At 45.2% G+C, this 13,672-nt stretch carries 13 protein-coding genes; 10 read left to right on the plus strand and 3 right to left on the minus strand.

The window, feature by feature from the left end:
* The first annotated feature begins 117 nt into the window (after positions 1-117).
* Both L0U88_RS14830 and L0U88_RS14835 read left to right on the plus strand, forming a co-directional pair.
* Positions 118-1,809 carry a tetratricopeptide repeat protein gene (locus L0U88_RS14830; protein WP_234866858.1) on the plus strand — a complete coding sequence of 564 codons (1,692 nt, stop codon included), beginning with the start codon at positions 118-120 and terminating at the stop codon, positions 1,807-1,809.
* A gap of 55 nt (positions 1,810-1,864) precedes the next feature.
* Positions 1,865-2,218: a DUF4157 domain-containing protein gene (locus L0U88_RS14835; protein WP_234866859.1), complete on the plus strand. Its 354-nt coding sequence runs from the start codon at positions 1,865-1,867 to the stop codon at positions 2,216-2,218.
* On the opposite strand, the gene L0U88_RS14840 is transcribed toward L0U88_RS14835, so the two are convergent.
* On the minus strand, positions 2,219-2,962 hold the full coding sequence (locus L0U88_RS14840; RefSeq protein WP_234866860.1) for a biotin--[acetyl-CoA-carboxylase] ligase: 744 nt from the start codon (positions 2,960-2,962) through the stop codon (positions 2,219-2,221).
* Positions 2,963-3,084: 122 nt separating this feature from the next.
* Here L0U88_RS14840 and rsfS point away from each other — a divergent pair, with 122 nt between their 5' ends.
* The 7 genes from rsfS to L0U88_RS14875 all read left to right on the plus strand — a co-directional run bounded on the left by rsfS (position 3,085) and on the right by L0U88_RS14875 (position 9,300).
* On the plus strand, positions 3,085-3,447 hold the full coding sequence (gene rsfS / locus L0U88_RS14845) for a ribosome silencing factor (protein ID WP_234866861.1): 363 nt from the start codon (positions 3,085-3,087) through the stop codon (positions 3,445-3,447).
* 64 nt (positions 3,448-3,511) lie between these two features.
* Positions 3,512-5,530, plus strand: coding sequence for an ATP-dependent zinc metalloprotease FtsH (ftsH, locus tag L0U88_RS14850; RefSeq protein ID WP_234866862.1), 2,019 nt, complete (start codon positions 3,512-3,514; stop codon positions 5,528-5,530).
* A 5-nt stretch (positions 5,531-5,535) separates the two neighbouring features.
* Complete coding sequence (locus L0U88_RS14855) at positions 5,536-6,189, plus strand: LutC/YkgG family protein (protein ID WP_234866863.1); 654 nt, start codon at positions 5,536-5,538, stop codon at positions 6,187-6,189.
* Positions 6,190-6,200: 11 nt separating this feature from the next.
* Positions 6,201-6,611: a gamma-glutamylcyclotransferase family protein gene (locus L0U88_RS14860; protein WP_234866864.1), complete on the plus strand. Its 411-nt coding sequence runs from the start codon at positions 6,201-6,203 to the stop codon at positions 6,609-6,611.
* Between the two features lie 16 nt (positions 6,612-6,627).
* The gene (locus L0U88_RS14865) at positions 6,628-7,386 is read left to right on the plus strand and encodes a UDP-2,3-diacylglucosamine diphosphatase (protein ID WP_234866865.1); all 759 of its coding nucleotides are present in this window, start codon (positions 6,628-6,630) and stop codon (positions 7,384-7,386) included.
* Positions 7,383-8,198: a hypothetical protein gene (locus L0U88_RS14870; RefSeq protein WP_234866866.1), complete on the plus strand. Its 816-nt coding sequence runs from the start codon at positions 7,383-7,385 to the stop codon at positions 8,196-8,198. Before L0U88_RS14865 ends, L0U88_RS14870 begins: the two co-directional genes overlap by 4 nt.
* A gap of 13 nt (positions 8,199-8,211) precedes the next feature.
* Entirely contained in the window at positions 8,212-9,300 is a 1,089-nt protein-coding gene (locus tag L0U88_RS14875) for a mechanosensitive ion channel family protein (protein WP_234866867.1), read from the plus strand.
* A gap of 1 nt (position 9,301) precedes the next feature.
* Here the strand turns inward: L0U88_RS14875 and L0U88_RS14880 are convergent, their stop codons facing one another.
* Both L0U88_RS14880 and L0U88_RS14885 read right to left on the minus strand, forming a co-directional pair.
* Complete coding sequence (locus L0U88_RS14880) at positions 9,302-9,892, minus strand: MerR family transcriptional regulator (RefSeq protein ID WP_234866868.1); 591 nt, start codon at positions 9,890-9,892, stop codon at positions 9,302-9,304.
* Positions 9,893-9,936: 44 nt separating this feature from the next.
* Entirely contained in the window at positions 9,937-10,908 is a 972-nt protein-coding gene (locus tag L0U88_RS14885) for a M23 family metallopeptidase (RefSeq protein WP_234866869.1), read from the minus strand.
* A gap of 103 nt (positions 10,909-11,011) precedes the next feature.
* On the opposite strand from L0U88_RS14885, the gene alaS reads away from it, so the two are divergent.
* Positions 11,012-13,627 (plus strand): alanine--tRNA ligase, encoded by a 2,616-nt coding sequence (gene alaS / locus L0U88_RS14890; RefSeq protein ID WP_234866870.1) that lies wholly within the window; start codon positions 11,012-11,014, stop codon positions 13,625-13,627.
* Positions 13,628-13,672: the final 45 nt, after the last annotated feature.

Consider the following 13,672-nt stretch of genomic DNA (forward strand, 5'->3'; position numbering starts at 1 on the left):
GGATTTCGTTCCTGTTGACATATTACATAAACCAGTTGTACCTTTAAGAAGCGTAAGGGCTGGTTAGCGGCAATATCTTGCATGTCATTTTCTAATTAACCATTAAACCATTTTGACATGAAAAATTTATTGCTATTGCCATTGGCAATGGGGCTTTTCCTTTTTCTGATAAATAAAAGTCCGGTTGCTTCAGACAACAATCTAGTAACCTCCTCCAGCATTTATTGTGCGCCGGTGCTTGACCTCGCTAAGCTAAGTGATGAGCATGGCCCGCTAATAAAAGCGTTTAAATTGGTTCATTTTCCTGTCACCACTAAAGTGGATTCAGCTCAGTTTTATTTTGATCAGGGATTAAGTCAGTTGTATGCCTTCAATCACGGTGAGGCCGGACGTTCCTTCAAAACGGCTATCCGTCTGGATCCAACCGCTCCTATGCCTTATTGGGGAATGGCAATGGTTCTGGGCCCAAATTATAATGCTGCCCTGAATCCTGCCTTGCTGAAAGATATTAATGCAGCTATTGAAAATGCAAAAGCGAGGATAGCAACTGCAACTCTTACAGAAAAAGGTCTTATTGAAGCACTTGATCTGCGGTTTCCTGAAAACAAGGTGGACGACCTGACACCCTATAACGAGGCCTATTCTGCGGCAATGAAAAAAATGTATGAAACGAATCCGGCCAACGCAGAAATAGCAGTGCTCTATATCGATGCCTTAATGAATGAACATCCCTGGAATTTCTGGTTAAAAGATGGCACAGCCCAGCCATGGACGGAATATACCCTTTCAACCATTGAGTCTGTTTTGAAAAAATGGCCGGAGCATCCGGGTGCCATTCATTATTACATACATCTTACTGAGGCGTCCAGGCAGGCGGAGAGAGCGTTGCCATATGCAAATCGGCTTGGCGAGCTTGCGAAAGGGAATGGCCACCTTGTTCATATGCCCTCTCACACCTATATCCGTACTGGTCATTATCACCAAGGTGTACTGGTTAATGAGGCTGCAGCTGCTTCTGACAGTGCTTATATCAGTCAGTGTCGGGCAGAAGGTTTTTATCCGATGATGTTATATCCGCATAACATTCATTTTCTGGCGGCCTGCGCTTTCCTCGAAGGAAGCTCTAAAAAAGCAATCGATGCAGCATGGGCTGTATCAAGGCAGGCAGATAAAAAATACCTGGCGGAGAGCATTACTGTTCAGCATTTCTACAGCATCCCCTACTATGTGCTGGCCCAGCTTGAAAAATGGGAGGATATTCTTCGGTTACCCATGCCCGGTGAATCATTGAAATATCCCAGGGCCATCTGGCATTACGCAAGAGGATTGGCATTTGCAGGTAAATCGGACTATAAAAATGCAGGCCTGGAACTAAATGCCCTGGAAAAAATTTCCGCTGAAGGAACCCTGAAAAATTACATGATCTGGGATTTAAATTCAGCCCAGCAACTGGTAGATATGGCGGTTCTCATTCTGAAAGGTGAATTGAACGCCCGGCTGGGAAAAGTGGAGCTGGCCATAACACAATTCAGGGAGGCTGTTAAACTGGAAGATCAGTTGAATTACAATGAACCACCCGACTGGTTTTTTTCCAATCGTTTACGATTAGGGAGCTGGTTGATAAAATCCGGCCAGTTTGAGGCAGCTGAGAAAGTGTATCGGGAAGACCTGGAAACCTTCCCGGAAAATGGATGGGCGTTACATGGCCTTCAAAAAGCGCTGACCGGCCAGGGGAAAACGGCTGCAGCAAGGGAAGCGCAATCCCGTTTCCAAAAAGCCTGGCAGTGGGCTGATATTACGCTAAAATAATTTTCGATCGGTGTCAGCCAGATATAGGCACAATGTGTTAACATCGTGGTTACATATGGCTGACACCTTTCATATTAAGGAAGATTCCTTTTGGGCAAAACTGGCGGCCAAAAGGATGAAAGCTGATAAAATGGCTATGGTGCTGGGCACAACCATTCATCTTTATAACACGCAGCCCCAGGAATTTCTGAGAAACAAACGGTGGCTTCGGCATGAATTGGCGCATATCCGGCAGTTCCGGCAATATGGCTGGATTCGTTTTCTGTTTCTATACCTGGTGGAATCCGTTAGAAAAGGCTATTATATGAATCGCTTTGAAGTGGAGGCCCGCGAAGCAGAGCAGGATCCTTTCCTGGAGGACAAGTATTCTTTCATACCCAATTTTGCCCAGTCAGAAAATCTAACCTGATTATATCCACTCTATCTCTCCAACCCGGAATCGGCGGTCGGTTTGATCCCTGGTCAGGAGTTCTCCGTTTGAATCCACACCAAGCACCAGGCTTTCAAAAACAATAGTATTCTTACGAAAGCGGCAGATTTTTCCTTTTCCAAACAGATGCGCCTGGTAATCCTTATGCAATATTGATCTCTTCCCATCTCGCAACTGCTGCCATCGGAACTCCAGGTTTTCAAAGAGTTTACGGGTTTCCTGCATCAGGTCATAGGTTTTTCCGGTTATTTGCCGAAGCGAAACCGGTTTCCGACCCGTTTCTTCAAATACTACCTGGTTCACATTGATACCAAGTCCTACTACGGCAAACTGCCAATCTGAACCGGACCATTTGTTTTCGATCAGGATACCGCCTGCCTTTCTGTCACGCCAGAAAAGATCATTCGGCCACTTAACCCGGGTCTCCTCTCCGGCATGCTTAGCCAGCCAGTCGTGGGCTCCCAGCGCCATTGCCATACTCAGGTAAAACAGGTCCGAACTCGCCAGCTGACTGGTTTCCAACACTATACTTACCATGATATTGGTGGCTGGCTCACTTTGCCATTGCTTGCCTCTTTGTCCTTTTCCTGCTGTTTGTTCCAATGCAAAATAAGCGGATCCATGTTCTGCCTTCTGTGACTGAACCTGGCCCATGGCATAGTTGTTGGAGCTATCTACGGAGTCCAGAATCGTAAGCTTATGTCCTATAGGATAATGAGGCATAGGATTGCGCAAAAGATTAGTACTTTTGATCGGGACGAATGTAGTATTTTCAGTTTTTAGTTCACTAAAAGAATAGATTATTGGAACCATTGTCAGCTTTAGCTTCACGTCAACGCAGTAGTGTGACTCGCCTTACCAAAAATTCCAAAATCCTGACCACCATTATAAAGGCTATCCAGGATAAGAAGGGAGAAAACATTGTTTCCCTGGATCTCAGAAAGATTCATGAAGCTGTTGCCGATTTCTTTGTGATATGTGAGGCCAGCACCAATACACAGGTAAAAGCCATTGCCGATTCCGTTGAACAATCAGTAAAAGAAACCCTGGGCGAAGCGCCCTACCGGCATGAAGGTCAGCAATCAGCCCAATGGATTTTAATCGATTATGTAAATGTGGTGGTGCATGTTATGCAACCTGAAACCCGCCGCTTTTACAAACTGGAAGAAATGTGGAGCGATGCACCTATGACCAATTACGAGTCATAAGTTTAACCACTTCATTTGAACAAAGACGGCACATAAGCATTAAATATTTATAGTTATCTAACATATGTCACAAGAAGATCTGAAATCAAACGACAGGGGAGGATTTAACCGGATGAGGCCGAGAATGGATGGAGGTGGAAATGATCCGCGCCGGGGACCCCGTTTTAATATTTACTGGGTGTGGGGCGCGCTGGCGGTAATCCTGCTTGGATTTAACCTGTTCAGTTCCTTTACCCCGGATGCCAAGCGAATCAACTTTGATGTGTTTAAGGAAATGCTGACAAAAGGTGATGTTGCCAAAATTGAGCTGATCAGTAACAAGAACCTGGTTCGTGTTTATATTAAACGCGATAGCCTGAACAAGCCATTTTATAAGGATAAATTACCCAAAGGTTTTAATGCAACCTTGAGTGATAAAGCCCCTCAATTTGAATTTACCATTGCCAAACCGGAAATCTTTACCGACGACCTGCGAGATTTTTATACCAAAAACCCGCAGGTGAATGAAGTGCCGCGACTTGATGAAACAGAGGGCGATTGGTTGGCACCTATCTTCCAGTTCGTATTGCCGATTTTCATAATCGTGCTCATCTGGGTACTTCTGATGCGGAAAATGGGCGGTGGCGCCGGAGGCGGTGCTGGTCCGGGTGGTATTTTCAATATTGGAAAATCCAAGGCCCAGCTGTTTGATAAAGGCACCAAAGTAAACATAACATTCAACGATGTTGCCGGTCTCGATGAAGCTAAAGTGGAAGTAATGGAGATCGTTGACTTCCTGAAGAATCCAAAAAAATATACCAACCTGGGTGGAAAGATACCTAAGGGTGCATTGCTGGTAGGTCCTCCGGGAACCGGTAAAACCCTGCTTGCCAAAGCCATGGCAGGTGAGGCACAGGTGCCTTTCTTCAGCCTGAGTGGTTCCGATTTCGTCGAAATGTTTGTGGGTGTGGGTGCCAGCCGGGTACGCGACCTGTTCAAGCAGGCCCGTGAAAAAGCGCCCTGTATCATTTTCATTGATGAGATTGATGCAATTGGTCGCGCACGTGGTAAAAATGCCATCATGAGCAATGATGAAAGAGAAAGTACCCTGAACCAGTTGCTGGTTGAAATGGATGGATTCAGTGGAGAAAGCGGGATCATTGTACTGGCGGCAACCAACCGTCCGGATGTTCTGGACACCGCGTTGTTGCGTCCGGGCCGATTTGATCGTCAGATAACCATTGACAAGCCGGATGTAAAAGGTCGCGAAGCGATTTTTAAAGTACACCTGAAACCGATCAAAGTTTCAGAGCAGGTGGATATTCATAAACTGGCTGAGCAAACTCCTGGATTCGCAGGTGCGGACATCGCCAACATCTGTAACGAAGCCGCACTGATCGCTGCCCGTAAAGGCAAGGAAGCTGTGGACATGAGTGATTTCCAGGATGCGGTGGATCGTGTTATCGGAGGATTGGAAAAGAAAAACAAGATTATCTCCCCCGAAGAGAAAAAGATCATTGCATATCATGAAGCAGGCCACGCTATCTGTGGCTGGTACCTGGAACATGCGTATCCGCTGTTAAAAGTAACCATTGTGCCGAGGGGTACAGCAGCGCTGGGATATGCACAGTATACACCGAAAGAACAGTATCTCTATAATACCGATCAGTTACTGGATCAGATCTGTATGACATTGGGCGGAAGGGCGGCTGAAGATATTTTCTTCAATAAAATTTCCACCGGTGCTCAAAATGACCTGCAGCAGATCACCCGGATTGCTTATTCCATGGTTACTGTCTATGGAATGAATGAGAAAGTGGGGAATGTAAGTTTCTATGACCCTCAGAATGAAAATTCTTTCACCAAGCCATATTCAGAAGAAACTTCCAAACTCATTGACGAGGAAGTAAGAAAGCTGATAGATTTGGCTTATGACCGGACGAAGAAACTTCTTGCCGAGAAGAAGCAGCAGGTGGAGATACTTGCAGAAAAACTGTTGGATAAAGAAGTGCTCTTCCAGAGTGATGTGGAGCAACTGATCGGAAAGCGTCCGTACGAAGAGAAGAAGACACTGGAAGTGGACGAGTCACCGAGTATTGCCTGATAGTCATGAAAGCGGCTGCATCCAAAGAATCAATTTTAAAAAAAATACGGAAGGCGTTGAGTGAATCAACGCCTCTTCCATTTCCTTCGAGTGAAGGCAATCATTCTGTTTTTCAACCTGCACCTGATGACCTGGATCTTTTATTTGCTGAGCAGTTCGGGAAATTACAGGGCAAGTTTGTTTTTTGTCTGAATGATCAGGAGTTGCAATTACAATTGGCTCTGCTTGCCAAACAGAAAAATTTCCAGAAAATTTACTGTAGGGAAGAAGATTTTCGGTCAGGTATAACCGAAGAAGCGGTTCGTTCAGTTTTGCTGGAAGATCAATCTCCTGAAGCATTAAAGAATTGTGATGCTGCAATTACCGGTTGTGAATGCCTGGTAGCCAGAACCGGTACAATTGTACTAAGCAGTGCACAGGCCAGTGGCCGTACTTCCAGCGTATATGCTCCGGTGCATATATGTATTGCTACAACCAGTCAGTTAGTCTACGATATCAAAGACGGACTTCGGCTTTTGAAAGAAAAATATGGAACCAGTCTGCCCTCATTTATCAGCTTTGCCAGCGGCCCAAGTCGTACTGCAGATATAGAGAAAACATTGGTTGTGGGGGTTCATGGTCCGAAGGAAGTCTATCTTTTTCTTGTTGATAATTCATAAACCTGTTATCCATGTTATTGTTTGTCTACGGATCCCTGCGAAGAGGTTTTCATCACCCGGCTTATTCCTATATCAGCCAGCATTTTGATTTTGTTGCGGATGGAAAAGTGAGAGGTGTATTATACGATATGGGAGAATATCCCGCAGCTATTCCTACAACTGAGGACCGCTGGATACTGGGAGAATTATACCGGTTAAAGCCGGAAGCAGATTGGGATTGGGCTATCGCCCAGCTGGATGATTATGAGGGAGTGGCTCCGGAGGAAGGTGAACCCGCCTTGTATAAAAGGGAGATGGCCAATGTTCAATCAGTCAACGGCCAATCAACAGAAGCCTGGATTTACTGGTTTAACGGAGATGTTACCGGAAGACCACTGATCCCAAGTGGGGATGTGTTGCAATACCGACGCGAAAAGGGATAATAGTATATTTGCGGGCATGCAACTGGAAGCTGGAAAGAAAATATATTTTATCTCGGATTTTCACCTGGGTGCGCCTGATCATGCGCAGAGTCTTATACGTGAAAAAAAAATCGTTCAGTTTCTGGACCGAATTGAACCTGAGCTGGGCCAGTTGTTCATTGTGGGAGATCTCTTTGATTTCTGGTATGAGTATAAAACGGTGGTTCCGAAAGGGTATGTGCGATTGTTGGGTAAACTCGCATCCCTTACTGATAAAGGCATACCAGTTCATTTCTTTGTGGGGAATCACGACATGTGGGTGGATGGTTATTTTGAACAGGAGCTCAATATTCCCGTTTATTACGAAGAAAAAAGATTTGAATTCAATGGAAAGAAGTTCCTGATTGGGCATGGAGACGGACTGGGACCCGGAGATCACGGATATAAATTCATCAAAAAAGTTTTTCGGAATAAATTTTGCCAGTGGTTGTTTGGAGCCTTGCATCCCAGTTGGGGAATTGGAATAGCGAACTACATGAGTCGCAGAAGCCGGGCGGCAACTGGTCAGTCGGACGAACTATTTCTTGGAGAAGATAAGGAGTGGCTGATCCAATATTGCAAAGAAGTTTTGCAGAAAGAGAGCTTTGATTATTTTGTTTTCGGTCACCGCCACCTTCCTATTGATTTCAAACTGAATGAACATAGCCGTTATGTTAACCTGGGCGATTGGCTGCGATATGATTCCTATGCTGTTTTTGACGGCACTACTTTACGTCTCGAATATTATACACCATGAGAAACTTGTTACTACTGGGATTGTTGTTGCTTCGGCTGGTTGTGCAGGCAGCTGACCCGCAATTCCTGAATGACAGTTTTCGTCTGAAACAGGTGGTAGGTGAGAATCTCACTGGTTTTGCCGTGGATAATCTCGGTTATATGTACCTGTTAGATGCAAGCGGGCAGCTGAAAAAACTTTCTCCCAAAGGTGATTCCATCAGCGTATTTAATGATGTGCGCAGGTATGGGAAGTTATACTCCATGGATGTTTCCAATCCGCTTAAAGTGTTGTTGTTCTATAAAGATTTTGGAACTATCGTAGTATTGGACCGGTTTTTGAATAACCGCTTAACTATTGATTTGCGAAAGCACCAGATTTTCCAGGCAAAAGCAATTGCTCAATCTTTCGATAATGGGGTTTGGGTGTATGATGAGTTGGAAGGCAGATTGAAACGACTGGATGATAATGGTAACCTGGTTGGTGAAACAGTTGATTTCAGGGTAATTGTGGATGATGCCCCATCTCCTCAGTTTATTGCTGATGCAGACAGGCTGGTTTATCTATATGATCCTGCAAGAGGCCTTTTTGTACTGGATTATTTTGGTACGCTTAAAAACAAAGTGGCATTAACCGGATGGACGGATTTACAGGTAATAGGGAATAGGGTGCTGGGAAGAAAAGGAGGTATGTTGGAAAGTTATGTTCCAGGGAGTTTGGAGTTGAAGGAGCAGGCTGTTCCTGAACTGCTGGAAAAAGCTAGTAAAGTTCAGGTCAGCCTGGATCATTTATATGTTTTAAAGCAAGGCAGGTTATTTATTTACAGTTTATAAATCGGATGTCAATATGAAGGAGGTTTTGGACTATGTTTTCCTTGAGAATACGGTTCGTGCGTATATCATCTGTTTTGGAACCATCCTGCTTGCTATTCTGTTTAAGCGATATTTGTCCAGAGTATTATCACGTATAATTTTCAAAATAATTAAGCGCAGATCCTGGAAAATAGATCAGCATTCTTTTGTTGAATTGGTTTTCCAGCCAATACAGGTATTTCTGATTGTCTCGGTAACCATAATTGCGCTGGATAATCTCAGATTCCCTACAATATTCAATGTGAAAATCTATCATGTTGAAATCCGTGAAATTTTGGCCAGTATTGCCAGGGGTATTTGGGTGATTATTTTTATCTGGTTACTGCGCAGAATGATTGATTTCATTGCAATGCTGATGGAGCAAAGAGCCAATCTCACAGAAGATCTGGCAGACAACCAGATGGTTGTTTTTTTCAAGGAATTCTTTAAGACCGTTTTGGTTATCGTCGGAATTCTGCTCGTTATTCGTTTTTCTTTCAATAAGGATATTACTACTTACCTCGCAGGTCTCTCTATCGTTGCTGGTGCTCTTGCCCTTGCTGCGCGCGAGAGTCTGGAGAATCTGATTGCTTCTTTTATCATTTTTTTCGACAAGCCATTTCATGTGGGTGATACTGTAAAAGTGCATCAGATAACGGGTACGGTTGAACGAATTGGTCTCAGGAGTACAAGGCTAAGAACGGATCAGAAAACCTATGTAAGCGTTCCCAATAAGCAGATGGTAGACAGCATTATGGATAATCTGAGTTTGCGTTCCCAGCGTAGGGCCGATCTGAGGCTCGAACTTTCTTTGAAAACCTCCACCGTAAAACTGGATCATGCAGTTGCAGGCATTAAAACCATTCTGAGTCACCCTGCGATTGAAAATTATTCCTGTTTGCTGAGTGATATTACAGCCAGTGCATTCATCATAACAGCTGAATATTATACCGGAATGATACCAATGGCGGAGTTCAATCAGTTGAAGCAAACCATCAACCTGGAAATATTACGTCTGCTCGAATCAATGGAAATTGAGCTGGCAGGAGAAACTCGCGAAGTGGTGGTAACAAATCAACACTAAATCAAAGATTCGCTTTCAATTCCAGCAGGAAAGCTTTCAGCTGTTGCAGTTTCTGGATAACCTGGAACTGGTTTTCCATTTTTTTCTTTTGTCCTTTCAGGTGTTCTTTGGCCCCTTCCAGTGTGAATTTGCGAACGCGTACCAGGTGATAAATAAGGTGCAGGAATTTTACATCTTCCGGCCGGTAAAATCGGTCTCCTTTGCGGTTTTTCCGCGGTTTTAACATGGATTCAAATTCATTGCTCCAGGTGCGGATCAGGGCCGGGTTCATCCGGAACATATTGGCCACATCACCGATACTATAGTATTGTTTGGTGAATAACTCTTCGTCGGAGGGAATTTCAACCAGGTCGGCCTCGGCTGCTATTTCCTTTAACGATTTACGTCCGCGTTTGCCTGGGGTGGCAGATTTCCAGGTCTTTTCTTTTTGTTTGCGGCCGGGTTTGCGGCGAATGGTGATGCTGGTTGATTCGGTTGTCTGTTCAATTTTGACTGGCGCTACTGTGGGGGCTGCCGGTAATGGGGCTACCTCAGGAGTTTCCGGTTCCTGAAATCCAAAATCTAATGTGATTTGTTGATATGGCTTTCCCATTGACGCATAAAGATACAATGGTCGTGCCGCAAAACGGTATCGCTTTAATCAAAACTTTGGTTGCTGGCGGCAGCCATTTTAAGCAAACGATCGTACTGCTCGGGAGTAAGGTCGTTGTAGAAGAAATACACGGGGTCGAGCCGTTTCCCATTTTTGTGCACTTCATAGTGCAGATGCGGACCGGTTGATTTTCCGGTACTTCCTACATAGCCGATAATCTCACCACGTTTTACCCGTTGACCGGATTTTGCTTTGATCCGGTACATATGTCCGTACAGGGTTTCGTATCCATACCCGTGATTTACGATGACATGGTTGCCATATCCATTACCGGTGTTGCCTGCAAGTTTGATGGTTCCATTGGCTGTTGCATAGATCGGGGTTCCCTGTGGCGCTGCAAAATCTAATCCCGCGTGCATTTTTACGGTTTTATAAACCGGATCGATTCGGTATCCAAAACCGGAAGCGATCCTTCGTAAATCTGAGTTGCTTACAGGTTGAATGGCAGGAGTAGCGGCCAGCAGAATCTCTTTGTTTTTAATAAATCCTTCGATATCATCGTATGATTTATGCTGATAGGCTGCCCGTTTGATCAGGTTATTTAAGGTTCCAACGATATCTGTATACAGTGCATCCGCGTCCATTGCCTGGACCAACTGGATCTCTTTTTGCTTTTCCATTTCCTTTACCCTTGCGCTGTCGGGGATGGGACTGGCCTCAAAAATGGAGCGGTAAATTTCATTGTCCCGTTTCTCCAGTTCTGTCATCTGCTGCTTCAACTTTCCTAGTTGCATATTGAGCAGGTCATAGTTGTCCCGGGCCCGCTCGTAATTCTGGCGGAGGATTTTTTCTTTAGGAGAATCCAGGTATTGAAAGGCGATGGAGACTATAATCAGGGCGGTAACCAGGGAGCCGGCTATAAAACCAAGGGCGCGAAGTAGCTTAACCCTAAGGGGGGTCTCAAGCTTCTCGTATCGAAGGGTCGTCGGGTTATAGTAATATTTGATTTTTTTCATATATGCCTGCACAGCCCATTTCCTTAGCTTTGCACCACTTTCACCGGCTTTGCGCAAATATAGCAGGCGCGGCGAAAAATACGCTCAAGAATCATTCCGAATTATGTTGACAAGTGCTGAAATAAGAAAAGCTTTCCTGGATTTTTTTGCTTCCAAGGGACATGTAATAGTGCCATCTGCACCAATTGTAGTGAAAAACGACCCTACCCTGATGTTCACCAATGCGGGTATGAACCAGTTCAAGGATTATTTCCTGGGAAATAAAAAAGCTCCCTATACCAGGGCAGCGGACACCCAGAAATGTTTGCGTGTGAGTGGAAAACACAACGACCTGGAAGAGGTTGGCGTGGATACCTACCACCATACCATGTTTGAAATGCTGGGTAACTGGAGTTTTGGAGATTATTTCAAGAAGGAAGCGATTGAATGGAGCTGGGAACTGCTGACCGAAGTATACAAGATTCCCAAAGATCGGTTATACGTGACCGTTTTCGAAGGTGATCCTGCTGAAAACCTGCCGGCATCTACTGTTGCCTTGGCGAAATGGAAGCAGTTGGTGGCGGAGGATCATATCGTTTATGGAAATAAAAAGGATAATTTCTGGGAAATGGGGGATACCGGTCCATGTGGTCCCTGCAGTGAGATCCATGTGGATTGCCGTCCGGATACTGAACGTGCCCAGGTACCAGGTCGTGATCTCGTCAACAAAGACCACCCCCAGGTAATTGAAATCTGGAACAATGTATTTATTCAATACAACCGTAAGAAAGATGGTAGCCTGGAGCCGCTTCCTTCTACGCATGTAGATACAGGGATGGGATTTGAGCGACTGGTGCGGGTATTGCAGGGTAAACAATCCAACTATGATACGGATGTATTTACCGGAACCATTACTGCGACGGAAAAAATCACCGGTAAGACCTATGGATTCAGTGATAACCGCGCGGATATTGCGTTTCGGGTAATTGCGGATCATATCCGGGCGATTGGATTTACTATTGCAGACGGACAGTTGCCTTCGAATACGGGTGCGGGTTATGTGATCCGCCGGATTCTTCGCAGAGCGGTTCGTTATTACTATTCTTATCTCGATTACAAGCAGCCTTTGTTGTTTCAATTGATGCCGGTACTGGCAAAACAATTTGAAACAGTGTTTCCGGAATTACAGCAACAGCTGGATTTTGTGAGTAAAGTGGTAAAAGAGGAAGAGGAAGCTTTCTTGCGTACGCTGGAGAAAGGATTGAAAAAAATGGATGATATAATGGCAGGGTCCGCTACTTTGATTGATGGTGCGGCTGCTTTTGAATTATACGACACTTATGGGTTCCCGTTAGATCTTACGATGCTGATTGCACGGGAAAATAAACTGGAGGTTGATGAGGCCGGATTCAGGAAGGAAATGGAGCAGCAGAAAGAACGGAGTCGCGCTGCAACTGTGGTAGATACTGAAGACTGGGTAGGTTTCCAGGAAGATCAATCCTCGGTATTTGTAGGATATGATCAACTGGAAGTGGAGACAAAACTAATCCGGTACCGGAAGGTGAAAGCAAAGGGTAAAGAAGCTTACCAGTTAGTATTGTCTGCAACCCCTTTTTATGCTGAAAGTGGCGGACAGGTTGGGGATACCGGGGTGCTGTCCTTTGAAGGAGAAGAGATCATGGTGGTGGACACGAAAAAAGAAAATGATCTCATTATACATGTGTCGGAAAAATTGCCGGTTAACATTACCGGTATTGTAACAGCGCGGGTGGATGCTGCAAAGCGCCAGGAAACTGCAGTGCATCACTCCGCAACACACCTTTTGCATGCAGCCTTGCGCGGGGTATTGGGTACACATGTGGCACAGAAGGGATCGCTGGTAAACGCACGGCAATTGCGATTCGATTTTTCGCATTTCGCAAAAGTGAGTGAGGAGGAGTTGGTGCGGATTGAAGCGATGGTGAATGAAAAAATCCGGGAGAACTGGCCGGTTGTAATTCGGGAAATGCCAAAAGAAGAAGCAATAACAGCTGGCGCAATGGCACTCTTCGGGGAGAAATATGCCGACCTGGTGCGGGTGGTTACGATTGATCCGAAATATTCAATTGAACTATGTGGGGGAACCCATGTAAAAGCGACCGGTGAGCTGGGCTATTTTAAAATTGTTAGTGAGTCCGCTGTGGCAGCCGGTGTACGCAGAATGGAAGCAGTTGCCGGAGGTGCTTTTGGAAGTTGGCTGACGGACCAGGTGGATCAATTGGAATCGGTGAAGACTGCATTTAAAAATCCCAAGGAGCTAACTAAATCAGTTGAGGCCGCGCTGGCAGAAAATGCCCAGTTGAAGAAGCAACTGGAATCGTTGGAAAACCGCGCCCTGGTTGGTATCCGGAATGAGTTGCTTCAAAAAGATGAAATCGTGAACGGCATAACATTTATAGGCGATATCGTAGAAGTAGGAAATGCAGATGCGCTGAAAAAATTATGTTTTGATCTGAAAAATAACCTGAACGATTATGTGGTGGTATTGGCTGCCAATATTGGCGGTAAGCCATCCGTAGCGATATCCATTGCGGATACTGTGGTGGCTGCCCGTGGCCTGGATGCAGGTAAACTTATTAAGGAAAAAGTGGCGCCCCTGATCAAGGGTGGGGGTGGAGGACAAAAAAACCTCGCAACTGCCGGTGGTCAGGATGCCAGTAACCTGCCTGCGGTAATTGCTGCTATTCGTTCCCTGCTTTAACATTATCCACACAACTGATCAGATCCCGCCCGTTCTGGCGGCTAT

This window comes from Flavihumibacter fluminis (assembly GCF_021491375.1).
Lineage (GTDB): Bacteria > Bacteroidota > Bacteroidia > Chitinophagales > Chitinophagaceae > Flavihumibacter > Flavihumibacter fluminis.